The following is a 24871-nucleotide window of genomic DNA, read 5'->3' on the forward strand; positions in this document are numbered from 1 at the left end:
ACATCGCACCGGGGTTGACACCTGTCAAATGAATTCGCGCCGACCGGTAGGTTGAGCGTCATGACCCATCCGTTCGACGTCGCGCTCGCCCTCGATTCCCGCGACGGCTCGGCGCGGGGACGCACCACGCCGGAGTTCGCGAACATGGTGGGCCCGTTCGGGGGGCTCACCGCCGCGGCCTTCATCCGGGCCATCGAAGAGCACCCCGATCGGCTGGGCGACCCGGTGTCGCTGACAGTGAACTACGCCGCGCCCATCGCCGACGGCGCCTTCGTCATCGACTTGCGCCCCGCCCGCACCAACCGCACCAATCAGCACTGGACGGCCGAACTCATCCAGGATGGCGAGGTCAAGACCACCGCCACCGCGGTGTTCGGAGTGCGCCGCGACACCTGGTCGGACACCGAATCGCAGCCACCGGCGGTGCCCGGTCCCGACGACGCCGCAGCGCAGGACATCTCGAGCTTCGTGACCTGGACCCGTAACTACGAGATGCGGTTCGTCGAAGGGTCCATGCCCGGCGAGGGCGCCGCCGAGAGCAGTGACTCGACCACCACCCTGTGGGTGCGCGCGCAGCCCGAACGTGCCGTGGACTTTCCCGGGCTCACCGCGCTGTGCGACGTGTTCTACCCGCGGGTGTTCCTGCGGCGGGGGCAGTTCATCCCGGCGGGCACCATCTCCTTGACCGTGTACTTCCACGCCGACGCCGCCGAGCTGGCCGCGCAGGGCTCCGACTGGCTGCTGGCAACCGCACGCGCCCAACGCTTTTCAGGTGGTTTCTTCGACCAGAACGCCCAGATCTGGGGCCGTGACGGCACCTTGCTCGCCGTCACGCACCAGATCGTCTACTTCAAGAGCTAGATCTGACTGTCTCGTTCCACACCGGCCTCGTCCCTCGGCCGGATCGGTCACTCGAAGATGCCCCGCACGTATGCCGCCTGTCCGAGGTGCTGGGCGCAGTCGTCGATGACACTGACCAGCCGGACACCGGCCGTCACCGGCGGATCCCAGTTCTCGTCGATGACCCGCTCCAGTTCGTCGGCATCGAGTTTGGCCACGTAGGCCAGTGTGAGCTCGTGCACCGCACGGTAATAGCCGACCAGGTTCTGCGAGCTGGCCTGGACTTTCGCGACGTCCTCCGATGAGTGCCCGTAGCCGGTGTCATCGCGCGGGAGGTCGAGACCGAATTTGTCGACCCACCCGCCGGCGGTCCAGGCCTGTTCGACGCCGGCGACGTCGGCCACCTGCGCATCCTGCACGCGGGCGCTGTGCCAGAGCAGCCAGGCCACGGTGTTGGCATCCGGTGTCGGCCGATAGGTCAGCACCCCGTCATCGAGCCCGTCGGTGATCTCGTCGACATGCTCGATGAGCCGGGTGAACGCGTCGCGCAGCAGGTCCTGGATAGCGTCTCGAGGTTCAGCCATGACTTCGACGCTACGCCGCTCAGGCGTAGGAATTCGGTCCGAGCGACCCGTGCGAATCGCCATGACCGGCAGGGCCGCCGCCGTGGAACACCGCCTCGACATTGTTGCCGTCGGGATCACGGACGAACGCGCCGTAGTACTTCTCGTGGTACTCCGGCCACAATCGTGGTTCGTGAAGCGGCTCGGCGCCCAACGCCAGCGCCATGCGGAAGAACGCCTGCACGTCCTCCGGGGACGGCGCGGAGAACGCGATGTGCGTCTCCCGGTTGGGTCCGGCCGCCTCCCCCGCGCTGGCGTCGGCGATCCAGAACGTGGGGTGCCCTTCGGTGCCGTAGCCGACGGCAACACCGAAATCCATCTGCCGGCTGTACCCGAGTACACCCAGCACCTTGTCGTAGAACTCCTGCGATGTCGCCCAGTCGCTGCAGTTGATTCCGAAGTGATCGATCACGTCGCCATCGTATGTTCGTGGGGTGACACATGATCTGGTTATTCGTAACGGCACCATCGTCGACGGGCTCGGCGGGGAACCGTTCGTCGGCGATGTCGCGATATCCGATGGGGTGATCACCGCCGTCGGCACGGTGGCCGACGGCGCCGAACGCGATATCGACGCCTCCGGGCTGCTGGTGACGCCGGGCTTTGTGGATCTGCACACCCATTACGACGGGCAGGCCATCTGGTCGGACCGGCTCACACCATCCTCGGCGCACGGTGTCACCACCGCGGTGATGGGCAACTGTGGTGTCGGCTTCGCACCGTGTCGCGCCAAGGATCACGACGTGCTGGTCGACGTGATGGCCGGGGTCGAGGACATCCCGGGGGTGGTGATGACCGACGGTCTGCCGTGGACGTGGCAGACGTTCCCGGAGTACCTCGATGCGTTGTCGTCGAGACAGCGCGATATCGACGTGGCGGTCTACCTGCCGCATTCGCCGCTGCGGGTGTACGTGATGGGTCAGCGCGGCGCCGATCGCGAACCGGCCACGCCTGCCGACCTCGAGCAGATGCGAGACCTGGCCGCCGAGGCGATGCGGGCCGGCGCGCTGGGGTTCGCATCGTCGCGGTTCGCGTTCCACAAAACCGAAAGCGGCTCGCCCATACCGAGTTACGACGCCGGCCGCGACGAACTCGAAGCCATCTTCGCCGGCGTGGCCGACGGCGGCGGCGGGCTGATCCAGTTCGTCCCCGACATCCCCGCCGGCGGTTTCGAAGGGGTGCTGGCCCAGGTGTTCGAGGTCGCCGCCGAAGCCGGTCTGCCGGTGACGTTCTCGCTGCTGACCGGGAACGTGGGGGATCCCCTGTGGCCCGAGGCCATGGCCTTGATCGAGAAGTCCAACGCGGCCGGCGGCCAAGTGTGCGCGCAGATGTTCCCCCGGCCCATCGGGCTGGTCGTCGGTCTGGAACTGACCGCGAATCCCTTTGTGCTGTACCCGAGTTACCGCGAGATCGCCGACCTGCCGCTGGCCGAACGGGTGGCGCAGATGCGTCGCCCCGACGTGCGGGCCCGCATCCTGGCCGACTCCCCCACCCCAGGTCACCCACTGCTGTATTTCGCCCAGGCGTGGGACTGGATGTTTCCGCTGGACGACGACCCGGACTACGAGCCGGACGCCTCGACGAGTGTCGGCGCGCAGGCCCGCGCCCGCGGAGTCAGCCCGATGGAAGAGGCTTACGACCGGCTGCTCGAGGACGGCGGACACGCCATGTTGATGGTGGCCATGGGCAATTTCGAGAACAACTCGCTCGACACGGTGGGCCGGCTGATGCGCCGCGACGATGTGGTGCTCGGCCTCGGTGACGGCGGCGCGCACTACGGCATGATCTGCGATGCCGGGTTCCCGACGTTTCTGCTGACACACTGGGCCCGGGACCGTGACCGGGGCCGGCTCAGTGTCGCCGAGGCCGTCCGCGAGCTGACTTCGGTGCCCGCACGGGTGGCGGGTCTGGCCGACCGCGGCCGAATCATGGTGGGCTACAAGGCCGATCTGAACGTCATCGACCACGGCGCGATGCGGGTCCACAAACCCGTGATCACCCGCGACCTGCCCGCAGGCGGTCGTCGCCTCGATCAAACCGCCGACGGCTACGTCGCCACCATCGTCTCCGGTGAGGTGATCGCCGAGAACGGTGTGCCCACCACGGCGCGGCCCGGGCGGCTGGTGCGCGGTCGGCGACCCGAGCCGGCACCGTGACCTGGCGGTCAGCGCGCTGAGTCGCGCTTGAGCGCCGGGTGTTGACCGGCAAGCACCTTGAGCAGCACCTTGCGCGGCAGCAGCGCCATGACGTGCTTGGCGATCTGGTTCGCCCGCCCGGCGATGACGCTGCCACGGTCACCGTCGAGAGCGTCGATGCCGATCCTGGCGACCTCGCGCGCCGGCAACCACATGAACTTCGGGAAGGCGTCGGCGAAGGTGCGTTCGTCCATGCCTGCCGCCTCGAGGAACCCGGTGCGCACCGGGCCTGGATGCAGAACCGCAACGGTGACGCCGGTGCCGTCGAGTTCGGCGCGGAGCCCTTCGCTGAACGTCGCGACGAAGGCCTTGGTGGCGGCATAACCCGCTTGCCCCGGAAACGGTTGGAAGGCCGCCGTGGAGCCGACGTTGAGGATGGCACCGCGCCCGCGCGGCACCATCTGCTGCACGGCACGGGTGGTGAGGTCGATGACGGCCTCGACGTTGACGCGGACCTGAGCGATCTCGTCGTCCACCGGGGCGGTGGCCACCGCACCGATGACGCCGATGCCGGCGTTGTTGACCAGGATGTCGACGGTCAGGCCACGCGCGTCGAGCTCGTCGAAGAGTGCGGCGCGCGCATGGGGGTCGGCAACATCGCAGGCGATCACCTCGACCCTGACAGACCCGGCGAGTTCGGCCGCCAGTTCACGCAGCCTGTCCTCGCGGCGGGCCACCAGGGTGACGCCGTGGCCGCGGGCGGCCAGCTCGCGGGCCAGGTCGGCCCCGATGCCGGATGAAGCGCCGGTGATGACGGCCGTGCTGGTGGGGCTGGGCGGTGGAAGTGCCATAAGCCCGACAACCCATGGGCCGGGCGGCGCTATTCCAATAGGCTCGCCGAATGAGTGTCAAGGTGGATCTCGATCAGCTGGCCGATGCACTCGCCGATTACACGTTCGCCTACCTGATCACCGTCAGCGACGACCATCATGCGCACACCGTCGCGGTGGATCCGGCGCTGTCCGACGGTGTGTTCGACGTCGGGTCGGTGGGCAACAGCACGCGGCGCAATCTCTCACCCCGTGACGGCGTCACCCTGCTGTGGCCGCCGCGCGAGCCCGACGGTTACACGCTGATCGTCGATGGTCGCGGCGAGTTCGTCGGCGATGCCCTGCGTGTCGTGCCCAGCCGTGCCGTACTGCACCGCAAGGCGGCGGCCGGGTCCGTGACAAACCCCGGATGCAAAGACGACTGCCAGCCGCTGGAGAGCTGAGGTCCCGCTGGACGTTCCTGAGCATCAGGACAACGAAAAGGCCCGGCCCCGCGAACGGGACCGGGCCTCTCTTCGAACGGGACTCAGAAGTCCATACCGCCCATGCCACCGGTCGGGTCGCCCGCAGGTGCGGCGGCCTTCTCCGGCTTGTCGGCGACGACGGCCTCGGTGGTGAGGAACAGCGCCGCGATGGACGCCGCGTTCTGCAGCGCCGAGCGGGTGACCTTCACCGGGTCGGCGACGCCGGCCTTGAGCAGGTCTTCGTACTCGCCGGACGCAGCGTTCAGGCCGTGGCCCGCGGGAAGGTTCGAGACCTTCTCGGCGACAACACCGGGCTCGAGGCCGGCGTTGAAGGCGATCTGCTTCAGCGGAGCCGACAGCGCGACACGCACGATGTTGGCGCCGGTGGCCTCGTCACCGGTGAGCTTCAGCTCATCCAGCGACGGAGCCGACTGCAGCAGGGCCACGCCGCCACCGGCGACGATGCCCTCTTCGACGGCAGCCTTGGCGTTACGCACGGCGTCCTCGATGCGGTGCTTGCGCTCCTTGAGCTCCACCTCGGTGGCAGCGCCGGCCTTGATCACCGCAACACCGCCGGCCAGCTTGGCCAGGCGCTCCTGCAGCTTCTCGCGGTCGTAGTCGGAGTCGCTGTTCTCGATCTCGGCACGGATCTGGGCCACACGACCGGCGATGGCGTCGGAGTCGCCCGAGCCCTCGACGATGGTGGTCTCGTCCTTGGTGACGACGATCTTGCGGGCCTGGCCCAGCAGCGAGATGTCGGCGGTCTCCAGGGACAGACCGACCTCTTCGCTGACGACCTGGCCACCGGTGAGGATGGCGATGTCCTGCAGCATGGCCTTGCGGCGGTCACCGAAGCCCGGAGCCTTGACGGCCACGGACTTGAAGGTGCCACGGATCTTGTTGACCACCAGGGTGGACAGGGCTTCGCCCTCGACGTCCTCGGCGATGATCAGCAGCGGCTTGCCGGCCTGGATGACCTTCTCCAGCAGGGGCAGCAGGTCCTTGACGGTCGACACCTTGGAGCTGACCAGGAGGATGTAAGGATCCTCGAGGACGGCTTCCTGACGCTCGGCGTCGGTGACGAAGTAGCCCGAGATGTAGCCCTTGTCGAAGCGCATACCCTCGGTGAGCTCCAGCTGCAGGCCGAAGGTATTGGACTCCTCGACGGTGATGACACCCTCGTTGCCCACCTTGTCCATGGCCTCGGCGATCAGGTCGCCGATGGTCTGGTCGCCCGCGGAGATGCCGGCGGTGGCGGCGATCTGGTCCTTGGTCTCGACCTCCTTGGCCGACTTCAGGAGACCCTCGGTGACCTTTTCCACGGCCTTCTCGATGCCGCGCTTCAGGCCGAGCGGGTTGGCGCCGGCGGCCACGTTGCGCAGGCCCTCACGAACCAGCGCCTGTGCCAGCACGGTGGCGGTGGTGGTGCCGTCACCCGCGACGTCGTCGGTCTTCTTGGCGACCTCTTTGACCAGCTCAGCGCCGATCTTCTCGTACGGGTCCTCGAGCTCGATCTCCTTGGCGATGGACACACCATCGTTGGTGATCGTGGGGGCGCCCCACTTCTTCTCCAGGACGACGTTGCGACCCTTGGGGCCCAGCGTCACCTTTACCGCGTCGGCGAGGCTGTTCAGGCCCCGCTCGAGGCCGCGACGGGCCTCTTCGTCATACGCAATTGTCTTAGCCATTGCGAAGTGATTCCTCCGGATTGGAATGGCACGTCTGTCGGCCGGAATCAGTGCCCGCGACGGACGGCTGTGGGCTGTGCGGCCCCTGCCTCACCGTCCCGACCTGGCACTCACATGGCGCGAGTGCCAACGTCATTCTTAGCACTCGCCCATGCCGAGTGCAAGGAAACGATCAGGTGCGCAATCCGTCGGCGATCACGTCGGCCACCCGCTCGGAGACGTCATTTCCGTACAGCTGCGCCGACTTGCAGACCAGCAGTAGCGCTTTGACTTCCATGACGCCCACATCGGTGCGGACCGAGCCCGCCCGCTGAGCGGTCGTCAACAATTTTTCGAGCGTGCCGAGGAATTGCGCTTCCGCCCCCGGGGCGGCCGTCTCGAGGTCTATTCCGTAGCCGGCCAGTGCATCCACCAGTCCGTAGTCGGTGGCACCGGTGCGCACCATCGCGCGCAGGAACACGAACAGGGCCTGGCCGGGACCTTCGGATTCGAGCAGCGCGAGGGCGTGTTCGCCGATGCGCCGGATCCGGTCTTCGAAGACGGCGCCGAACAGGGCCTCTTTTGTCGGGAAGTGCCGGTAGACCGTGCCCGCTCCGACGCCGGCGCGACGGGCGATCTCGTCGATCGGGACGGCAAGGCCCTCAGCGGCGAAGGTGTCATAGGCGACCTCGAGAACCTTCGCCCGGTTGCGGGCAGCGTCGGCGCGCAGCGGGCGGGCAGTTTCGCTCATAGCGCACCTCCTCTAAACGGGGCGATCGTTCCGTATAGTCGATCCAAGCGGGGCGCACGCCCCGGTTGATCCAGGATACTCACGCGAGGAGCACCCGAGATGACCGTATGGACCACCACCGACATCCCCGACCAGACCGGCCGCACGGCCGTGATCACCGGCGCAAACACCGGGCTGGGTTTCGAGACCGCGAAGGCCCTGGCCGCCAGGGGCGCGAACGTCGTACTCGCCGTCCGCAACACCGACAAGGGCAAGGAAGCCGCCGCGCGGATGGGTGGCAACGTGCAGGTCCAGGAACTCGACCTGACGTCATTGGCATCGATTCGCGAGGCCGCCGAGGGACTGCGCGCGCGCTTCGACAAAATCGACCTGCTGATCAACAACGCCGGCGTCATGACCACCCCGAAGGGCACCACCAAGGACGGGTTCGAGCTCCAGTTCGGCACCAACCACCTCGGCCACTTCGCGCTGACCGGCCTGCTGCTGGACTCGCTGCTCGACGTGCCGGGCGCGCGGGTGGTGACGGTCAGCAGCAACGGCCACAAGATGGGCGGCGCCATCCACTTCGATGACCTGCAGTGGGAGCGCAAGTACAACCGGATGGGCGCCTACACCCAATCGAAGCTGGCCAACCTGCTGTTCACCTACGAACTGCAGCGCCGACTGGCTCCCCGCGGGAAGACCATCGCCGTCGCCGCGCACCCGGGAACCTCGACCACGGAACTGGTACGCAACCTGCCTCGACCGGTCGAGCGGGTCTTCATGGGAGTCGCCCCGCTGATCGCGCAGAGCGCCGCGGGCGGCGCACTGCCGTCATTGCGGGCCGCCACCGACCCGGGTGTCCTGGGCGGCCAGTACTACGGACCCGACGGCATCGGACAGTCCAAGGGCAACCCCGTCGTCGTCGCCTCCAGCGCCCAGTCCTACGACGTCGCCCTGCAGCGCCGACTGTGGACCATCTCCGAGGAACTCACCGGGGTGACGTTCCCCGTCTGAACCGCGTCGCCCGGCCCTCCCTCCCCGGCTCCTCCGTCGCCGCCTCCTCGACCGGGCTGACCCCCCGAGCCCGGCCCTCCCTCCCCGGCTCCTCCGTCGCCGCCTCGTCGACCGGGCTGACCCCCCGAGCCCGGCCCTCCCTCCCCGGCTCCTCCGTCGCCGCCTCGTCGACCGGGCTATCGTGAGGCGGGTGTCTCTGGTTGTGCCGCCATACCCGCCCGCGCGTTTCCACGGCGACCCCGAAGTCAGCGCTTGGCTCAAGCGCGGTGACGAGCCGCCGGACTACGACGCCTTCGGGCTGGTCCAGTACCACTATCTGGCCAACCAACAGGACACCGGCGGCGACTACGGCCTGTACCGGGTGGAGATCGCGGCCGAAGGCGGCGGGCCGGGCCCGCATTTCCACCGGGCCATGTCGGAAGCCTTCTTCGTGCTGTCGGGGACCATCGAGCTCTACGACGGCACCGAGTGGAAGACGGGCGGGCCGAAGGACTTCCTGTACGTGCCGCCGGGAGGCATCCACGGCTTCCGCAATGTGGCCGACGAACCGGCGTCGATCCTGATGCTGTTCGCCCCCGGGGCGCCCCGCGAGCACTACTTCGAAGGGTTGGCGCAGCTCGGTGAGCTGAGCGACGACGAGCGCCGGGAGTGGTTCATCAAGAACGACAACTTCTTCGTGTGAGGTTTATCGACACGAGACACGCCGGGCGAAGTCGCGCGCACGGAACCTATTGCCCTAGGGTGGATTTCCGTCGAGAGGAGTCCCAGGGTGCGGGCTGAAGCAGCGCCCAGCACCCAGTCACTGCGGAGCTGGCAGCGAAAGGCGCTGGTCAAGTATCTGACCACCAAACCGCGCGATTTTCTGGCGGTCGCCACCCCCGGTGCGGGCAAAACCACGTTCGCACTGCGACTGGCCGCCGAGATGCTCAACGAGCGGGTGGTCGACAAGGTCACCATCGTCGTCCCCACCGAGCACCTGAAGATCCAGTGGGCACGCTCGGCCGCCAACCAGGGCATTGCGCTGGACCCGAAGTTCTCCAACTCGAACTCGCAGACGTCCTCGGAGTACCACGGCGTCGTCGTCACCTACGCGCAGGTGGCCAGCCACCCGACCCGGCACCGGGTGCGCACCGAGAACTACAAGACCCTGGTGATCTTCGACGAGATCCACCACGGCGGCGACGCCAAGAGCTGGGGCGACGCCATTCGCGAAGCATTTGACGACGCAACGCGACGCCTCGCGCTGACCGGTACGCCGTTCCGAAGCGACGACAGCCCCATCCCGTTCGTCAACTACGAACCCGACGGCAACGGCCTGATGCGCAGCGTGGCCGACCACACCTACGGCTATTCCGACGCGCTCGCCGACGGTGTGGTGCGTCCGGTGGTGTTCATGGCCTACTCCGGCGAAGCCCGCTGGCGCGACAGTGCGGGTGAAGAACATGCCGCGCGGCTGGGTGAACCGCTGAACGCCGAGCAGACCGCCCGCGCATGGCGCACGGCCCTGGACCCGGCCGGTCAGTGGATGCCCGCGGTGATCGCCGCGGCCGATATCCGGCTGCAGCAGAAGCGCCAGCACGTGCCGGACGCCGGCGGCATGATCATCGCCTCCGACCAGACCACCGCGCGCGCCTACGCCAAACTGCTCGAGACCATCACCGGTGAGGTACCCACGGTGGTGCTCTCCGACGACAAGGGCGCCTCGGACCGCATCACCGAGTTCTCCAAGGGCACCAGCCGCTGGATGGTGGCGGTGCGCATGGTGTCCGAAGGCGTGGACGTGCCCCGGCTCTCGGTCGGGGTGTACGCCACCAGTGCCTCGACGCCGCTGTTCTTCGCCCAGGCCATCGGCCGCTTCGTGCGGTCACGCCGAGCCGGTGAGACCGCGAGCGTCTTCCTGCCGTCGGTGCCCAATCTGCTGCTGTTGGCCAGTGAGCTCGAGGAACAGCGCAACCACATCCTGGGTAAGCCGCACCGCGAGTCGCAGGGGGATGAGGACCCGCTGGACGCAGAGCTGGCCAAGCAGAAGAAAGACGAGGCCGGCGAGGAGGAGAAGGCGTTCACCTCACTGGGCGCCGACGCCGAGCTGGACCAGGTGATCTTCGAGGGATCCTCGTTCGGCACCGCCACCCCCGCCGGCAGCGACGAGGAAGCCGACTACCTGGGCATCCCCGGCCTGCTCGACGTCAGCCAGATGCGTGACCTGCTGAGCAAGCGGCAGGTGGCCCAGCTCGAAAAGCGCACGGCCTCAGGCGAACCCGCGGTCCCCCGGGCCACCCACGGCCAGCTGCGGGATCTGCGCAAGGAGCTCAACGCCCTGGTGTCGGCGGCCCATCACCGCCTCGGCAAGCCGCACGGCTGGATCCACAACGAACTGCGCCGGATCTGTGGCGGCCCACCCGTCGCGGCGGCCACCACCGATCAGCTCAAAGAGCGCATCGAGGCCGTGCGTCAACTCGGCTTCGGCCAGTGATTCCCGGGGTGTCACCGCCACTCCAGCGCCGGTGAAACTCCCAGGTCCTCAAAGACCCAGCAGCGCAGGCAGGTCCGCCACCGAGTCGATGACGTGGTTGGGCTGCATGGCGAATTCGTCTGCGGCCCAACGGTCCAACGTGTCCTGACGGAACTTTCCGGTGCGCACCAGCACGCCCGTCATCCCGACCACCTGGGCGGCCAGCACGTCGTTGTTGAGGTCGTCACCCACCATGAACATCTCGTCCGGTTCCACACCGAGGCGCGCGGCCGACGCCAGGAAACCCTCGGGGGCGGGCTTGCCGACGGCGGTGGCCTTGCGCCCGGAGCACTCCTCCATCCCGGCCAGGTACATGCCGGTGTCGATGCGCAGCCCCTCGGTGGTGGTCCACGACATGCTGCGATGCATGGCGACGACGGGTACCCCCTGGGCCATCCAGTCGTAGACCCAGGACAGCGTCACGTGGTCGTACTCGGGGCCGGCCCCGCCGAGCAGCACCACATCCGGTTTGTCGGGCATCGGTCCGCCCCGGGTGTCGACCGAGGACACCAGATCGATGCCCGGCATGTCGTCGGCGATGGCACCGCTGTTGACCAGGAAGCAATGCGCGCCCGGGTAACGGTCACGGACGAAATCGGCGGTCAGCACCGCGGCGGTGATGACCTCGTCGGGTGTGACGTCCATGCCGGCGTCGGTGAGCAGTTCGGCGATCTGCACCCGGGTGCGGGTGGTGGTGTTGGTCAGGTAAGAGCGCGCAATCTGGTTGTCCGCCAACGTCCGCAGGGTATCTGCGGCGCCGTCGATCGGCTTCCACGACGTCACCAGGACACCGTCGATGTCGAAGAGCACTCCACCGGTAGCCATGGTGCGACAGTAAACGCAGGAGGTCGGTGCGCAACTTGTGGGCTCAAATCGACGGCTGCGCCCACCCGGACTGCGCCACCCAGGGCGACGCCTGCCCGGCGATGACCCACGCCTGATCGGCCGGCACGTCGATCACCACATACCGTTTGGTGCCCGCGGCCGTTGCCGCGATGAGCGTGGCCACACCAGAGCGGCGCTGAAACGGCGATTGCCGCACCGTCCACCCGATGATCCCCTCGGTGGCGATACAGTCGCGGCGGCGTTCGGCGCTGCCGCTGCGCGCGACCAGCCACCTGCTGTCGACCCGGTGCCCGAGTGCGCGTACCCGGTCGGCGGCCAGCAGCGCGCACACCACCGTCGCCACCGCCAGCACCACCCACGTCCAGGCCGGAACACCGCGCACCACGGCAAGGACCGTCAGGACCACCGCCGCCACCGCCGGCACCATCAGCCCACGGGTCCAGCGACGCCGGGCCGCCGCCGGCCCGTGGCTGCGCAACTCACCGGACACCGGAGCCGGGTCGCCGATGAGGGTGCTCAGTACACCGTGCGCGGTGGCCGACGGGCACGGCGGCAGCAGCAGTGAGGCCTCCCCCGCACCGTTGACCCCGGTCATGACGGCGTCCAGGCGCGCGCCACCGAAGATCCGCACCAGTAGCGGCTCCCTGATGGTGCCGCCGCGCAGTCTGCGCATGTCGAAGGTCTGCTCACGCACCCGCAGCAGACCGTGTTGCAGATGCAGCGTGGCCCCGGCGAAACGTTGCCGCAGCACCAGGTTCCCGTAGCTCAGCAGCGACCTGGCCACCGACAGCACCACCGATGCCGCGACCACGACGACGACCAGCGTCGCGACGGCCGCGGCGACGCCGAAACGCTGTGCGGCATTCAGGCCGGACTCCACCACGTCGGAGCGTTGCAACGCCGCACCCAGCCCGGCCTGGTACACCAGACCGACGGCCGCGCCGATCATCACCAGCCCCGACATGCTCAACGGGCTGTACCGCAGCCAGGACGGCTCCCAGCGCGCCAGCACCGTGTCGTCGGCACCCTGGTCGTCCGCACCCGCCAACAGCACGGCCCGTAGCCGGGCAACTTCACCAGCGGGCACCGCATCGAGCTCAAAAGCCTTGTCGCCGTGAGCTTCCTGACCGGTACTGATCCGAAGCACGGTCAAACCCAACAGCCGGTGCAACAGGCGGGCATCGGTCTGCACCGACCTGATCCGGTTGCGGGGAACGGTCAGCACATTGCGCTGCACGACGCCGACCCGCAACTGCACCTCATCGGCGTCGATGCGATAACTGGTGGTGAACCACCGCGCCACGCCGAAACAGATGATGCCGGCCAGCCCGAGCAACGACCACAGCGGATTGTTGGTGGCCGACCCCACCACGATCGATCCGATCAACAACGGCAACTGCCGCAGCACCTCGTGGACGGGATGCACCAGCAGCATCCGCGGGCTCAGCCGACTCCAGACCGGTTCAGGTTGCATCGCGCTCACCGATCGCGGCGATGTCGGTCAGCCGTGCCACTATCCCGTCGGCGACCGCCGAATCCAGCGCGACGATCTGCACCGCACCCGCCGACGACGCCGTCGTCACCGTCACGTTGGCCAACCCGAACAGGCGGTCCAGCGGTCCCCGGTGGGTGTCGACGGTCTGCACCCGCGAGATCGGCGCGATGCGTCGCTCCTGCACCAGCCACCCGGTGCGGGTGAACACCGCCTTGTCGCTGATCTCCCACCGGTGCACCCGATACCGCCAGACCGGCACCACGAAGACCGAGACCACCGCGCACACCACCACCGCAACAGCCACCGCCACCTGCAACAACGCCGCCCGCTGATCGAGGAAGAACCAGACCGCGAGCCCGATCAGCACCACCAGCCACGGGATCGCCGCACTGAGCGCCCACACCAGGGGCGCTTTGGTGCTCGGCGGGTACAGCGGATCACGCACACCGTCCATGGTGTCGAGCATGCCTGGTACGTAATGTCTCGTGGTGTGAGCGTGACATCGAGCAAGTGGACTGAAGACAACGTCCCCGACCAGAGCGGTCGCCTCGCGATCGTCACCGGCGCCAACACCGGGCTGGGTTTCGAGACCGCCAAGGTGCTGGCCGCCCGCGGCGCCCGGGTGGTGATCGCCGTCCGCGACACCGACAAGGGCAATGCCGCCGCCGCGCAGATCCTCGGCAGCGTGCCGCGGGCCGACCTGGCCGTGCAACCGCTGGATCTCGGTTCGCTGCAGTCGGTTCGGACCGCCGCCGCGGAGCTGAAAGCCACCTACCCGCGGATCGATCTGCTGATCAACAACGCCGGGGTGATGTACCCGCCGAAGCAGACCACCAAGGACGGCTTCGAGTTGCAGTTCGGCACCAACCACCTCGGGCACTTCGCGCTGACCGGCCTGCTGCTGGAGCATCTGCTGCCGGTGCCGGGCTCGCGGGTGGTGGTGGTCGGCAGCATCGCGCACAACATCCGCGCCGGCATCCACTTCGACGACCTGCAGTGGGAGCGCAGCTACAACCGGGTGGCCGCCTACGGGCAGTCGAAGCTGGCCAACGTGATGTTCGCCTACGAACTGCAGCGCCGGCTGGCCACCGCACAGGCCAACACCATCGCGGTGGCCGCGCACCCGGGGGTCTCCAACACCGAACTGATGCGCCACATCCCGGGTTCCACCCTGCCCGGTTTCAACAAGCTCGCCGGCCTGGTGACCAACAGCCCGTACATGGGCGCACTGGCCACCCTGCGCGCGGCCACCGACCCCGCGGTCACCGGTGGTCAGTACTACGGCCCCGACGGCTTCCGGGAACTGTGGGGACATCCCGTCCTCGTCGACTCCAACAAGCAGTCCCATGACGTCGCCGTGCAGGAGCGGCTGTGGTCGGTGTCGGAGGAGCTCACCGGCGTGCGGTTCCCGGTCTGAGATGCGCAGCGTCGAGGAACACCAGCGGGTGGTCGCCGCTCTGCTCACCCCGCGGGCCGGGATCCGGCTGCCGCTGACCGAGGCGGAGGGGTTGGTGCTCACCGCTGATGTGGTGGCGCCGCTGTCGCTGCCCCTGTTCGACAACTCCGCGATGGACGGCTACGCGGTGTACGCGCCCGATGTCGCGGAGGCGTCGGTGCAGGCTCCGGTCCGCCTGCCCGTGGCCGAGGACATCCCGGCCGGACGCACCGATCCGCTGACCCTGCAGCCGGGCACCGCACACCGGATCATGACGGGTGCGCCGTTACCCGAGGGGGCGACGGCGGTGGTCCCGGTGGAGCGCACCGACGGCGGCACCGAGCAGGTGGAAATCCGCGCGACGGCGCCGCAGGGCCAGCACGTCCGGACCGCGGGCGAGGACGTCACCGCGGGGACGACGGTGTTGCGCGCCGGGCAGGTGGTCACTCCGGCCGCGCTGGGGCTGGCGGCCGCGCTCGGTATCGCCGAACTCGAGGTGGCGCCGCGGCAGCGGGTGCTGGTGATGTCGACGGGCACCGAGCTGGTGGCGCCGGGAGTCACGCTTGCGCCCGGTCAGATCTACGAGTCCAACGCACCCATGCTGGCGGCGGCGGTCCGCGAGGCCGGCGCCGAAGCCACTAACGCACCGATGTCCAGCGATGACGTCGACGAGTTCCGGGCGGCGCTGGCCGGCCATCTCGCCGACGTGGACCTGATCATCACCACCGGCGGTGTCAGTGCCGGCGCGTATGAAGTGGTCAAGGACGCATTGGGCGACGGCCAGGACGACAGTGCGGTGGAGTTCGTGAAGGTGGCGATGCAGCCGGGCATGCCGCAGGGCGCAGGGCGCGTCGGTGGCGTCCCGATCGTGACGCTGCCCGGCAACCCGGTCAGCGCGCTGGTCTCGTTCGAGGTGTTCGTCCGCCCGGCATTGCGCGCAGCGATGGGCCTGCCCGACGCCGACCGCCCGCACCGCACCGCCGAGCTGGCCGAGACTTTGACCTCGCCGGCCGGCAAACGGCAGTTCCGGCGCGGGGTGTACGACGCGGCGGCGGGCACGGTCACCAGCTACGGCCCGCCCGCGTCACACCATCTTCGCTGGCTGGCCTCGGCCAACTGCCTGCTGGAAATCCCGGAGGAGGTCACCGAGCTCGCAGCGGGGTCACCCGTGCGAGTCTGGGACCTTACTTAGTCTCTGCAGGTAGGCCCCACCTCCCCGGCTCCTCCGTCGCCGCATCGGCGACCTACTTAGTATGGGCTTGTGGCCAGACGCCCTCGCTCGTCCGAAGCTTCCCATCTAGTCGACCTGGTGCGCTCCACCGTTCCGCCCATGCACCGGGCCGGCGTGCCGTTCGTCGGCGCCAGCCTTGCTGTCGCCGCCCTGGGCTACCGGTCGCGCTGGTTGCGCACCGCGGGCCTGGTTGCCGCTGCCGCACACGCCGGCTTCTTCCGGCATCCGAAGCGGGTGCCCCCCACCCGGCCCGGGGTGGTGGTGGCCCCGGCCGACGGCCAGGTGTGCCTGATCGAGCACGCCGTGCCACCGCCGGAACTCGGTCTGCCGGATGTGCCGCTGCCGCGTGTCAGCATCTTCCTGTCGGTGCTCGACGCCCATGTCCAGCGGGCGCCGATCGGCGGTGAAGTGATTGCCGTCGAGTACAAGCCCGGCCTGTTCGGCACTGCGGACCTGCCGTCGGCCAGCGCCGACAACGAGCGCAACTCGATCGTCATCCGCACCCCCGACGGCGTCGACATCATCACCACCCAGATCGCCGGTCTGGTGGCCCGGCGCATCGTGTGCGATGTCAAGGCCGGTGACAAGCTGTCCATCGGCGACACCTACGGCCTGATCCGTTTCGGTTCCCGCCTGGACACCTACCTGCCCGAGGGGTCGCACCTGTTGGTCAGCCTCGGGCAACGGGCGATCGCCGGAGAAACCGTCCTGGCCGAGCTGCCGTAATGCCGAACCGGAACAAGCAGCGCCCCAGGGCGATGCGAATACTGCCCAGCGCCACCACGGTGCTGGCCATCTGCGCGGGGCTGACGTCCATCAAGTTCGCCCTGGACGGGCGCCCGCACATCGCGCTGGCTCTCATCGGCGCGGCGGCGGTGCTCGACGGAATCGACGGCGGGATCGCCCGCGCACTGGACGCCCAGTCGCGGATGGGCGCCGAGATCGACTCGCTGGCCGACGCGGTGAACTTCGGGGTGGCGCCCGCGCTGGTGGTGTACGTGACCTTGCTGCCGACGTCGCCGGTCGGCTGGATCTTCGCGCTGCTGTACTGCGTGTGCATCGTGCTGCGATTGGCGAGGTTCAACGCGCTGCTCGACGACGACACCAAACCCGCCTACACCCGGCAGTACTTCACCGGTATGCCCGCGCCGTGCGGGGCCGTCGGCGTCATCGGTCCGCTGGCCGCGCTGCTGCAGTTCGGCGAAGGTTGGTGGACGTCGCAATGGTTCGTCTGCCTGTGGTTCGCCGCCAACGCCACGCTGCTGATCAGCCGGGTACCTACGCTGGCACTGAAGTCGGTGTCCATGCCGCCCAATGCCGCGCCCATCCTGCTGATCGCCATCGCTGCGGCCGCGGCCGCCCTACTGCTGTTCCCGTACGTGCTGGTGCTGCTGATCATCGTCGGTTACCTGTGTGTCATCCCGTTCACCGTCCGCAGCCAGCGTTGGGTGGCGGCCCGGCCCGAGGCCTGGGACGCCAAACCCAAGGAACGCCGCGCGCAACGTCGTGAGATCCGCCGCGGTAAACAACCCAACCGCCGCTCGATGACGCGACTCGGGCTGCGCAGGCCTGGCGGCTGAGGTGGCGCCCCACGTCACCCTCACCGCCCGGCTGAACACCTCGGCGCTGGATTCGCGCCGCGGCGTCATCCGGCTGCATCCGGAGGCGATCGCCGCGCTGGGCATCCGCGAATGGGACGCGGTGTCGCTGACCGGCGCTCGCACCACCGCCGCCGTGGTCGGGGTGGCCGGCCCCGGCACGCCCGTCGGGACCGCGCTGCTCGATGACGTCACCCTGTCCAACGCCGGGCTGCGCGAAGACGCCTCGGTGGTGATCTCCCCCGTCACCGTGTACGGCGCGCGGTCGGTGACCGTCACCGGCTCCAAACTGGCCAGCGGCTCGGTGTCGCCCGCCACCCTGCGCCAAGCGCTGCTGGGCAAGGTGATGACGGTCGGAGACACGGTGTCGCTGCTGCCCCGCGACCTCGGGCCCGGCACCTCCACCTCGGAAGCCAGCGCCGCCCTGGCCCGGACCGTGGGCATCACGTGGACCTCGGAGCTGCTGACGGTCAGTGCGGTGGACCCCGCCGGACCGGTGAGTGTGCAACCCAATTCCATGGTCAGCTGGGGCGATGAGTCGCGGTCTGCCGCTGTTGTGCCGCGGGTCGACGCGGAGCCTGCGCATCCGACGGTGAGCTTCGACGACCTCAAAGGGGCCCACGCGCAGGCCGGCAAGCTGACCGAATGGTTGAAGCTGGCCCTCGACGAGCCCGAGTTGCTCGAAACCCTGGGCGCCACCGCCAATCTCGGGGTGCTGGTGTCCGGCCCCGCCGGGGTGGGCAAAGCCACTCTGGTCCGTACGGTGTGCGCGGAACGCACACTCGTCGAGCTCGACGGGCCCGAGATCGGCGCGCTGGCCGCCGAATCCCGGTTGGCTGCGGTGGCAGCCGCGACGTCCCGGGTCCGCGACGGCGGCGGTGTGCTGCTGATCAGCGATGTCGATGCGCTGCTGCCGGCATCGGCCGACCGGCCACCCGAGCCGGTGGCCAGCCTGATCCTCGCCGAGCTGCGCACTGCCATCGCCACGCCCGGGGTGGCGTTCGTGGCCACGTCCGCGATGCCCGACGGCCTGGATCCGCGGGTGCGCGCCCCCGACGTGTGCGACCGCGAGCTGGGCCTGTCGCTGCCGGATGCCGATATCCGCCGCCAACTGCTGGAAGTGCTGCTGCGGGCGGTACCGACGCGAGACCTGGACCTGACCGAGATCGCCGGGCGCACTCCGGGATTCGTGGTGGCCGATCTGGCCGCCCTGGTGCGCGAAGCGGCGCTGCGCGCCGCCGGACGGGCCAGCACCGACGGAGCGCCCCCAGTGCTCACCCAGGACGATCTGGCCGGCGCGTTGACCGTCATCCGCCCGCTGTCCCGCTCGGCCACCGAAGAAGTGTCGGTCGGCTCGGTCACCCTCGCCGACGTCGGCGACATGGTGGCCACCAAACAGGCGCTCACCGAGGCCGTGCTGTGGCCGTTGCAGCATCCGGACACCTTCACCCGGCTCGGGGTGGAACCGCCGCGGGGGGTGCTGCTCTACGGGCCGCCCGGTTGCGGCAAGACGTTCGTGGTGCGGGCCCTTGCCAGCACGGGCCGGCTTTCCGTCCATGCCGTCAAGGGCGCCGAGCTGATGGACAAGTGGGTGGGCTCGTCCGAGAAGGCGGTACGCGAATTGTTCCGCCGCGCAAGGGATTCCGCACCCTCGCTGGTGTTCCTCGACGAGATCGACGCGCTGGCGCCGCGGCGCGGGCAGAGTTTCGACTCCGGTGTCACCGACCGCGTGGTGGCCGCCCTGCTGACCGAGCTCGACGGCATTGACCCGCTGCGCGACGTGGTGGTGCTCGGCGCCACCAACCGGCCCGACCTGATCGATCCCGCGCTGCTGCGACCCGGGCGGCTGGAGAAGCTGGTGTTCGTCGAACCCCCGGACGCCGAGGCGCGCCGTGACATCCTGCGCACCGCGAGCAAGTCGGTGCCGCTGAGTGCCGATGTGGACCTCGATGCGCTGGCCGGCGAGCTCGACGGGTACAGCGCCGCCGATTGTGTGGCGTTGTTGCGGGAGGCCGCGCTGACGGCGATGCGGCGATCGATCGACGCCGCCGATGTCACGTTGGCCGATGTGTTGCAGGCGAGGGCGACGGTGCGGCCGTCGCTGGACCCGGTTCAGGTGGAGTCGCTGCGGGAGTTCGCGGCCGGCCGCTGACCGCCGGACAGCGCGCCGGTGGTCGCCGAACCGTGGGCCGAGTTCCCCCGCGCGTCTCCGGCCGGATGCATCGGGGGCTGGTCATCGGTGGCCGCGCCCACCGGATCGTCGTCCGTCTGTTGCTCAAAAACGTTGCGGCCAACCGACATTCGCACACGCGTGCGATGGCGTGAATTCAACCGCGGGTCAACCCCGTAGAATGGCCGTAAAGAACCCGTAAAGATCAAAGCCCACCAGTGGGCTGACACCCCGACGTAAGTCGACGCGAAAGTGCGCGCACCCGCGTGCCGAGCGCCAGAGAAAACGGAGTGCCATGCTCGCCGTCCTGTTAGCCCATGCCGTGGCCGCCCTGGTGGCACCGCTGTTGGTGAACAGATGGGGACGACGGGCGTTCTATCCCCTGGCCGTGGTACCTGCCGCGTCGCTGATCTGGGTGGCCACCAACTGGCCCTCCAACCAAGCTGATGACCACAGGGTCACCATCAACTGGGTGCCGGAGCTGTCGATGGACATCGACCTGCGCTTCGACACCCTGGCCGCCATCATGAGCGTGCTGGTGCTGGGCATCGGGGCCTTGGTGCTGTTCTACTGCGCCGACTACTTCCACCACCACGACGAGCACACCGAAAACCGGCTGCCCAGCTTCGCCGCCGAACTGGTGGCCTTCTCCGGCGCCATGTTCGGGTTGGTGACCAGCGACAACCTGCTGCTGCTCTACGTGTTCTGGGAGCTGACGTCGGTGCTGTCCTTCCTGCTGGTCGGGCACTACGCCGAACGCGCCACCAGCCGTCGCGCCGCCACCCAGGCACTCATGGTGACCACCGCGGGTGGCCTGGCGATGCTGGTCGGCATCATCATCCTGGGTGAGCTCGGCGGTAGCTACCTGCTCTCCGACCTGGTGGCCAACCCACCCGTCGGGCTGGCCGTCAACGTCGGCATCGTGCTGATCCTCATCGGCGCCCTGTCGAAATCAGCACTCGTCCCGTTCCACTTCTGGCTTCCCGGCGCCATGGCCGCGCCCACCCCGGTGAGCGCCTACCTCCACGCCGCCGCAATGGTGAAGGCCGGCGTCTACCTGGTCGCTCGGATGAGCCCCGGCTTCGCCGACGCCGCGCCCTGGCGGCCGATGGTGATCGGCCTCGGCCTGCTGACCATGGTCCTGGCGGGCTGGCGTGCCATCCGTGAGTACGACCTCAAGCTCATCCTCGCGTTCGGCACGGTCAGCCAGCTCGGCATGATCAGCGTGCTGGTCGGCACCGGTGACGGTGATGTCATGCTGGCCGGCCTGGCCATGCTGTGTGCGCACGCCATGTTCAAGGCCTCGCTGTTCATGGTCACCGGCGTGATCGACCATGCCACCGGCACCCGCGACATACGCCGGCTGGCCTGGCTGGGCGGCCGGCTGCCGGTCCTGATGACCATCGCCGCGGGCGCGGCCGCCAGCATGGCGGCTCTGCCGCCGTTCCTGGGCTTCGTGGCCAAAGAGGCCGACTTCGAGACCCTGATGCACAGCCCGTCGCTGGGCACCTGGGCGCCGTGGGTCACCGCGGGCATCGTCACCGGCTCGGTGTTCACCACCATCTACAGCCTGCGCTTCCTGTGGGGCGCGTTCGCCAAGAAAGGGCTGCGCGAACCCAGCACCCGCGTGGCCAACCTGCACCGCCCACCAGTGACGTTCCTGGTGGCTCCCGCCGTGCTCGCGGCGGCGGGGCTGCTCTTCGGGCTGATGCCGAACATCCTCGAGAAGGCGCTGGATCCCTACGCCGAGTCGCTGCCGGGCGGCGCCAGCTACCACCTGGCGCTGTGGCACGGCTTCAACCTGCCGCTGCTGCTGTCGGCCATCGTCCTGGCGGCGGGCACGGCCTCCTTCATCCTGCGCGGACGGCTGCGCCGGGCGCGGATGGATTTCCTGCCGCTGGGCAACGCCGACCGCGTGTACGACGCCACCATCCGCGGTCTGGACTGGGTGGCGTTCCGCCTCACCGGAGCCACGCAGCGCGGCTCCATTCCGGCCACCCAGTCGGTGATCCTGACGACGCTGGTGTTGGTGCCCATCGTGGTGCTCATCGCCGGCGGGCGCGATCGGCCGGACTTCCAGTTGTGGGAGTCGGTCCTGACCCCGGTGGTGGGCGTGCTGATGCTGGCGGGCGCGCTCGGGGCCGTGGTGATGCGCAACCGCCTGGCCGCGGTGCTGCTGGTGGGCCTGACCGGATACGGCTGCGGCGTCATCTTCGCCTTCCACGGCGCCCCTGATCTGGCCCTGACCCAGTTCCTGGTGGAGACGCTGACGCTGGTGATCTTCGTGCTGGTGCTGCGCACCCTGCCCGCCGAGGCCGAAGCGACGCACATGAAGCGCTTCCGGCTCCCACGCGCCGCCCTGGCGGTCGCCGTCGGGGCCACCGTGACCACGCTGGCCGTCTTCGCCATGGCCGCCCGCAGCGGCCGGCCCATCGCCGACCTGCTGCCCGATGCCGCCTACTACCGGGGCCACGGCTCCAACACCGTCAACGTGCTGCTCGTCGACATCCGCGCCTGGGACACCCTCGGCGAGATCTCGGTGTTGCTGGTCGCCGCCACCGGCGTCGCCTCGTTGGTGTTCCGCCACCGCCGCTTCGGCGCCGCACCGCGGATCCCGCAGACCAGCCAGCCCGCCGGCCAACCCGACATCGGGGTGGTGATGGCCTACAGCCCCGCCGCCAGCGACACCACCTGGCTGCGCGGCAGCGAGTACCGCGATCCCCGCTACCGCTCACTGGTGCTCGAAGTCGCGACCCGCTTCATCTTCCCGCTGATCATGGTGCTGTCGGTCTACTTCTTCTTCACCGGACACAACACCCCGGGCGGCGGCTTCGCCGGCGGTCTGACCGCCGGACTGGCGCTGGTGCTGCGCTACCTGGCCGGCGGCCGGTACGAGCTGGGCGAGACCCTGCCCCTGGACGCGGGCAAGATCCTGGGTGTCGGACTGGGCTTCTCAGCGGGCACCGCGGTGGCGTCGATCCTGCTCGGTGCGCCGGCGCTGTCGTCGGCGATCATCGAACTCGATGTGCCCGTGCTCGGCCACATCAAGTTCGTCACCGCCTTGTTCTTCGACCTCGGGGTGTATCTGATCGTGGTCGGCCTGGTGCTCGACGTCCTGCGCAGCCTCGGCGCGCGGATCGATGTCGAGATGGTCGACAGTCCGCGCCGACCGGTAGGAGCACGTCGATGACCGGTATGACTGTCTACGTCGTGCCCCTGATCATGATCGGCGGCCTCACCACGTGCGGGGTCTACCTGCTGCTGGAACGCAACCTGACCCGCATGCTGCTCGGGCTCCTGCTGCTCGGCAATGCCATCAACCTGCTGATCCTCACCGTCGGCGGCCCCTCCGGCAATCCCCCGGTCCGGGGTCGCACCAGCGGCGACAACACCACGACGGCCGACCCGCTGGCCCAGGGCATGATCTTGACCGCCATCGTCATCACGATGGGTATCGCGGCGTTCGTGCTGGCGTTGGCCTACCGCTCGTACCGGCTGACCACGGCCGAAGAAGTGGCCAACGACCCCGAGGACACCCGGGTGTCGCAGGAAGCCGAGGCGGCCCAGGCTGACGAAGACGCCGTCGAAGGCATCACGCCGCGCCATCCCGACACCGACGAACCCGACGAACTCGACGCCCTGCCCGGGCATGAGGGGTCGCGCTGATGCTTGCTCAGATCCTGATCCCGCTGCCCGTGCTCATCCCGTTGCTCGGCGCCGCCCTGAACCTGATCGCGGGCCGGAAACCGCGCGGACAGCGCGTCATCACCGTCGCGGCGCTGTCGGCGGTGGTCGCGGTGTGCGCCACGCTGGTGTACCTGGTGGACCGCGACGGAACCCAGGCGCTGCAGGTCGGCGGCTGGGGCGAGAGCGAACCGGGTATGGGCCCGCTGGGCATCACGCTGGTGGCCGACCGGTTGTCGGCGCTGATGCTGCTGGTGTCATCGATCGTGCTGCTGGCCGTCATGTTCTACGCCGTCGGTCAGGGCATCCGCGACGGTGACGAGCGCCAGCCGGTGTCGATCTTCCTGCCCACCTACCTGGCGCTGTCGGCGGGCGTGTGCAGCGCCTTCCTGGCCGGCGACCTGTTCAACCTCTACGTCGGATTCGAGGTGCTGCTGTCCGCCAGCTTCGTGCTGCTGACCATCGGCGGCACCCGGGACCGGGTTCGCGCGGGCATCGCCTACGTGATGGTGTCGATGGTCTCGTCGATGATCTTCCTGTTCGGCCTGGCTCTGATCTACGCCGCCACCGGCACCCTGAACATGGCCGAGCTGGCGGTGCGCCTCGACGATGTCAGCGACGGCACCCGCAGCGCCCTGTTCGCGGTGCTGCTGGTCGCCTTCGGCATCAAAGCCGCCGTGTTCCCGCTGTCCACCTGGCTGCCCGACTCGTACCCCACCGCCCCGGCACCGGTCACCGCGGTGTTCGCCGGTCTGCTCACCAAGGTCGGCGTCTACGCCATCATCCGGGCGCACACCCTGCTGTTCCCCGACGGCGGACTGGACCCGCTGCTGCTGGTGGCCGCACTGTTGACCATGGTCGTCGGCATCCTGGGCGCAATCGCGCAGAGCGATATCAAACGTCTGCTGTCCTTCACGCTGGTCAGCCACATCGGCTACATGGTGTTCGGCATCGCCCTGTCGAGCCAGCTCGGGATGTCGGGTGCCATCTACTACGTCGCGCACCACATCCTGGTGCAGACCACACTGTTCCTGGTGGTCGGTCTGATCGAACGCCAGGCCGGTGCGTCGACCTTGAAGCGGCTCGGCGGGCTCGCGGCGGCAAGCCCGCTGCTGGCCTTCGTGTTCATCGTTCCGGCCCTCAATCTGGGTGGCATCCCGCCGTTCTCGGGTTTCATCGGCAAGGTGGCGCTGCTGGAGGCCGGAACCGCCGACGGGTCCGTGCTGGCGTGGATGCTGGTCGGTGGCGGTGTGGTGACCAGCCTGCTGACGCTCTACGTGGTGGCCAGAGTGTGGACCAAGGCGTTCTGGCGGGCCCGGGCCGATGCGCCGGAAGGCGGGCGGTCGACGGCCTCCCCGGCTGCGCTGCTCGACGACGACGAGGACATCGCGTTCGACGACCGCGATGACGTGGGCCGGATGCCGGTGGGCATGGTGGTCCCGACCATGGCGCTGATCGCCGTCGGGTTGGTGCTCACCGTGGCGGCGGGTCCCATCTTCGCCTACAGCGAGCGTGCCGCCGAGGAAGTGATCAACCGCGACCAGTACATCACCGCGGTGGTGGGGGGTGACCGCCCGTGAGAAAACGACCACTG

Annotated in this window: 22 protein-coding genes; 14 read left to right on the forward strand and 8 right to left on the reverse strand. The window is 68.9% G+C overall.

Going from position 1 to position 24871, the window contains the following annotated elements; genetic code table 11:
• Positions 1-60: 60 nt before the first annotated feature.
• A complete protein-coding gene (locus tag AC3A6P_RS12100) occupies positions 61-861 on the forward strand; it encodes an acyl-CoA thioesterase (protein WP_487691734.1) in 801 nt (266 codons plus the stop codon).
• Between the two features lie 47 nt (positions 862-908).
• Here the strand turns inward: AC3A6P_RS12100 and AC3A6P_RS12105 are convergent, their stop codons facing one another.
• Positions 909-1424 (reverse strand): mycothiol transferase, encoded by a 516-nt coding sequence (locus tag AC3A6P_RS12105; protein WP_487691735.1) that lies wholly within the window; start codon positions 1422-1424, stop codon positions 909-911.
• Between the two features lie 19 nt (positions 1425-1443).
• Complete coding sequence (locus AC3A6P_RS12110; RefSeq protein WP_487691736.1) at positions 1444-1875, reverse strand: VOC family protein; 432 nt, start codon at positions 1873-1875, stop codon at positions 1444-1446.
• Between the two features lie 22 nt (positions 1876-1897).
• Here AC3A6P_RS12110 and AC3A6P_RS12115 point away from each other — a divergent pair, with 22 nt between their 5' ends.
• Positions 1898-3619: an N-acyl-D-amino-acid deacylase family protein gene (locus AC3A6P_RS12115; protein WP_487691737.1), complete on the forward strand. Its 1722-nt coding sequence runs from the start codon at positions 1898-1900 to the stop codon at positions 3617-3619.
• An 8-nt stretch (positions 3620-3627) separates the two neighbouring features.
• Here the strand turns inward: AC3A6P_RS12115 and AC3A6P_RS12120 are convergent, their stop codons facing one another.
• Entirely contained in the window at positions 3628-4449 is an 822-nt protein-coding gene (locus AC3A6P_RS12120; protein ID WP_487691738.1) for an SDR family NAD(P)-dependent oxidoreductase, read from the reverse strand.
• A gap of 50 nt (positions 4450-4499) precedes the next feature.
• On the opposite strand from AC3A6P_RS12120, the gene AC3A6P_RS12125 reads away from it, so the two are divergent.
• A complete protein-coding gene (locus AC3A6P_RS12125; protein WP_487691739.1) occupies positions 4500-4871 on the forward strand; it encodes a pyridoxamine 5'-phosphate oxidase family protein in 372 nt (123 codons plus the stop codon).
• An 83-nt stretch (positions 4872-4954) separates the two neighbouring features.
• On the opposite strand, the gene groL is transcribed toward AC3A6P_RS12125, so the two are convergent.
• Both groL and AC3A6P_RS12135 read right to left on the reverse strand, forming a co-directional pair.
• Positions 4955-6580, reverse strand: a complete 1626-nt coding sequence (gene groL / locus AC3A6P_RS12130; RefSeq protein ID WP_487691741.1) for a chaperonin GroEL — start codon at positions 6578-6580, stop codon at positions 4955-4957.
• A gap of 172 nt (positions 6581-6752) precedes the next feature.
• Complete coding sequence (locus AC3A6P_RS12135; protein ID WP_487691742.1) at positions 6753-7310, reverse strand: TetR/AcrR family transcriptional regulator; 558 nt, start codon at positions 7308-7310, stop codon at positions 6753-6755.
• A gap of 99 nt (positions 7311-7409) precedes the next feature.
• Here AC3A6P_RS12135 and AC3A6P_RS12140 point away from each other — a divergent pair, with 99 nt between their 5' ends.
• The 3 genes from AC3A6P_RS12140 to AC3A6P_RS12150 all read left to right on the forward strand — a co-directional run bounded on the left by AC3A6P_RS12140 (position 7410) and on the right by AC3A6P_RS12150 (position 10779).
• Positions 7410-8306 carry an SDR family NAD(P)-dependent oxidoreductase gene (locus AC3A6P_RS12140; protein ID WP_487691743.1) on the forward strand — a complete coding sequence of 299 codons (897 nt, stop codon included), beginning with the start codon at positions 7410-7412 and terminating at the stop codon, positions 8304-8306.
• 190 nt (positions 8307-8496) lie between these two features.
• Positions 8497-8988 carry a cupin domain-containing protein gene (locus tag AC3A6P_RS12145; RefSeq protein WP_487691744.1) on the forward strand — a complete coding sequence of 164 codons (492 nt, stop codon included), beginning with the start codon at positions 8497-8499 and terminating at the stop codon, positions 8986-8988.
• 87 nt (positions 8989-9075) lie between these two features.
• Positions 9076-10779: a DEAD/DEAH box helicase gene (locus AC3A6P_RS12150; RefSeq protein ID WP_487691745.1), complete on the forward strand. Its 1704-nt coding sequence runs from the start codon at positions 9076-9078 to the stop codon at positions 10777-10779.
• A 48-nt stretch (positions 10780-10827) separates the two neighbouring features.
• On the opposite strand, the gene AC3A6P_RS12155 is transcribed toward AC3A6P_RS12150, so the two are convergent.
• The 3 genes from AC3A6P_RS12155 to AC3A6P_RS12165 are packed head-to-tail and all read right to left on the reverse strand — an operon-like array spanning position 10828 to position 13625.
• On the reverse strand, positions 10828-11643 hold the full coding sequence (locus AC3A6P_RS12155; RefSeq protein WP_487691746.1) for an HAD-IIA family hydrolase: 816 nt from the start codon (positions 11641-11643) through the stop codon (positions 10828-10830).
• A gap of 43 nt (positions 11644-11686) precedes the next feature.
• The gene (locus AC3A6P_RS12160; RefSeq protein WP_487691747.1) at positions 11687-13138 is read right to left on the reverse strand and encodes a PH domain-containing protein; all 1452 of its coding nucleotides are present in this window, start codon (positions 13136-13138) and stop codon (positions 11687-11689) included.
• On the reverse strand, positions 13128-13625 hold the full coding sequence (locus AC3A6P_RS12165) for a PH domain-containing protein (RefSeq protein ID WP_487691748.1): 498 nt from the start codon (positions 13623-13625) through the stop codon (positions 13128-13130). The genes AC3A6P_RS12160 and AC3A6P_RS12165 overlap by 11 nt, the downstream gene beginning before the upstream one ends.
• 24 nt (positions 13626-13649) lie before the next feature.
• On the opposite strand from AC3A6P_RS12165, the gene AC3A6P_RS12170 reads away from it, so the two are divergent.
• The 8 genes from AC3A6P_RS12170 (at position 13650) to AC3A6P_RS12205 (ending at position 24857) form a co-directional block, all read left to right on the forward strand.
• A complete protein-coding gene (locus tag AC3A6P_RS12170) occupies positions 13650-14576 on the forward strand; it encodes an SDR family NAD(P)-dependent oxidoreductase (protein ID WP_487691749.1) in 927 nt (308 codons plus the stop codon).
• A 1-nt stretch (position 14577) separates the two neighbouring features.
• Complete coding sequence (gene moeA / locus AC3A6P_RS12175) at positions 14578-15786, forward strand: molybdopterin molybdotransferase MoeA (protein WP_487691750.1); 1209 nt, start codon at positions 14578-14580, stop codon at positions 15784-15786.
• 69 nt (positions 15787-15855) lie between these two features.
• Positions 15856-16551, forward strand: coding sequence for a phosphatidylserine decarboxylase (locus tag AC3A6P_RS12180; protein ID WP_487691751.1), 696 nt, complete (start codon positions 15856-15858; stop codon positions 16549-16551).
• Positions 16551-17405 carry a CDP-alcohol phosphatidyltransferase family protein gene (locus AC3A6P_RS12185; protein WP_487691752.1) on the forward strand — a complete coding sequence of 285 codons (855 nt, stop codon included), beginning with the start codon at positions 16551-16553 and terminating at the stop codon, positions 17403-17405. The genes AC3A6P_RS12180 and AC3A6P_RS12185 overlap by 1 nt, the downstream gene beginning before the upstream one ends.
• 1 nt (position 17406) lies before the next feature.
• Entirely contained in the window at positions 17407-19575 is a 2169-nt protein-coding gene (locus AC3A6P_RS12190; RefSeq protein ID WP_487691753.1) for an AAA family ATPase, read from the forward strand.
• A 313-nt stretch (positions 19576-19888) separates the two neighbouring features.
• Positions 19889-22783, forward strand: a complete 2895-nt coding sequence (locus AC3A6P_RS12195) for a Na+/H+ antiporter subunit A (RefSeq protein ID WP_487691755.1) — start codon at positions 19889-19891, stop codon at positions 22781-22783.
• A 5-nt stretch (positions 22784-22788) separates the two neighbouring features.
• Positions 22789-23259 carry a Na(+)/H(+) antiporter subunit C gene (locus tag AC3A6P_RS12200; protein WP_487691960.1) on the forward strand — a complete coding sequence of 157 codons (471 nt, stop codon included), beginning with the start codon at positions 22789-22791 and terminating at the stop codon, positions 23257-23259.
• On the forward strand, positions 23259-24857 hold the full coding sequence (locus AC3A6P_RS12205) for a Na+/H+ antiporter subunit D (protein ID WP_487691756.1): 1599 nt from the start codon (positions 23259-23261) through the stop codon (positions 24855-24857). The genes AC3A6P_RS12200 and AC3A6P_RS12205 overlap by 1 nt, the downstream gene beginning before the upstream one ends.
• Positions 24858-24871: the final 14 nt, after the last annotated feature.

This window comes from Mycobacterium sp. Soil_C_30, from assembly GCF_057656995.1.

Bases quoted from the DNA above. Each gene is read 5' to 3' on its own strand.
- AC3A6P_RS12100 (WP_487691734.1), top strand. From the start codon at position 61: ATGACCCATCCGTTCGACGTCGCGCTCGCCCTCGATTCCCGCGACGGC.
- AC3A6P_RS12105 (WP_487691735.1), bottom strand. From the start codon at position 1,424: ATGGCTGAACCTCGAGACGCTATCCAGGACCTGCTGCGCGACGCGTTC.
- AC3A6P_RS12120 (WP_487691738.1), bottom strand. From the start codon at position 4,449: ATGGCACTTCCACCGCCCAGCCCCACCAGCACGGCCGTCATCACCGGC.
- AC3A6P_RS12125 (WP_487691739.1), top strand. From the start codon at position 4,500: ATGAGTGTCAAGGTGGATCTCGATCAGCTGGCCGATGCACTCGCCGAT.
- groL (WP_487691741.1), bottom strand. From the start codon at position 6,580: ATGGCTAAGACAATTGCGTATGACGAAGAGGCCCGTCGCGGCCTCGAG.
- AC3A6P_RS12135 (WP_487691742.1), bottom strand. From the start codon at position 7,310: ATGAGCGAAACTGCCCGCCCGCTGCGCGCCGACGCTGCCCGCAACCGG.
- AC3A6P_RS12140 (WP_487691743.1), top strand. From the start codon at position 7,410: ATGACCGTATGGACCACCACCGACATCCCCGACCAGACCGGCCGCACG.
- AC3A6P_RS12155 (WP_487691746.1), bottom strand. From the start codon at position 11,643: ATGGCTACCGGTGGAGTGCTCTTCGACATCGACGGTGTCCTGGTGACG.
- AC3A6P_RS12160 (WP_487691747.1), bottom strand. From the start codon at position 13,138: ATGCAACCTGAACCGGTCTGGAGTCGGCTGAGCCCGCGGATGCTGCTG.
- AC3A6P_RS12165 (WP_487691748.1), bottom strand. From the start codon at position 13,625: ATGCTCGACACCATGGACGGTGTGCGTGATCCGCTGTACCCGCCGAGC.
- moeA (WP_487691750.1), top strand. From the start codon at position 14,578: ATGCGCAGCGTCGAGGAACACCAGCGGGTGGTCGCCGCTCTGCTCACC.
- AC3A6P_RS12185 (WP_487691752.1), top strand. From the start codon at position 16,551: ATGCCGAACCGGAACAAGCAGCGCCCCAGGGCGATGCGAATACTGCCC.
- AC3A6P_RS12195 (WP_487691755.1), top strand. From the start codon at position 19,889: ATGCTCGCCGTCCTGTTAGCCCATGCCGTGGCCGCCCTGGTGGCACCG.
- AC3A6P_RS12200 (WP_487691960.1), top strand. From the start codon at position 22,789: ATGACTGTCTACGTCGTGCCCCTGATCATGATCGGCGGCCTCACCACG.
- AC3A6P_RS12205 (WP_487691756.1), top strand. From the start codon at position 23,259: ATGCTTGCTCAGATCCTGATCCCGCTGCCCGTGCTCATCCCGTTGCTC.